Origin of the sequence: Mordavella massiliensis, assembly GCF_016901695.1 — a bacterium.
Classification (GTDB): Bacteria; Bacillota; Clostridia; order Lachnospirales; family Lachnospiraceae; genus Claveliimonas; species Claveliimonas massiliensis_A.
Genome location: NZ_JACJKS010000080.1, coordinates 1 through 373, shown reverse-complemented (window position 1 = coordinate 373; position 373 = coordinate 1). Strand labels below are relative to the sequence as shown.

General features: G+C 50.7%; 2 tRNA genes. Both read left to right on the top strand.

Annotated features, from left to right (window positions below):
- The first annotated feature begins 34 nt into the window (after window positions 1–34).
- A tRNA-Ile gene (locus H6A20_RS13200) sits at window positions 35–108 on the top strand.
- A gap of 157 nt (window positions 109–265) precedes the next feature.
- Window positions 266–338 (top strand) — tRNA-Ala (locus tag H6A20_RS13195).
- The last annotated feature ends 35 nt before the right edge of the window (window positions 339–373 follow it).

Below are 373 nucleotides of genomic sequence, written 5' to 3'. Positions count from 1 at the left end.
GACGCAGAAAGTGGCGTAAAGCCCCTTTTGAGACGGGCTTATAGCTCAGCCGGTTAGAGCGCACGCCTGATAAGCGTGAGGTCGGTGGTTCGAGTCCACTTAAGCCCATGCTGTGAACACTTAACGAGAGCATCACCGAAGGTGCTGCTCGAGTTTAGTGAGAACGTACTTCACGAAACTTAATGAAGACGAGCTGAAAGCGAAGACTGAATTTAGTTGAGTGAAGCCGTGAGTTCCAGAGAGAGAATAAACAGCATACCCGAACGGGGGATTAGCTCAGTTGGGAGAGCGCCTGCCTTGCAAGCAGGAGGTCACGAGTTCGAATCTCGTATTCTCCATTGGATAAGCAGGAGACTGGTTATCCGCAATGTAC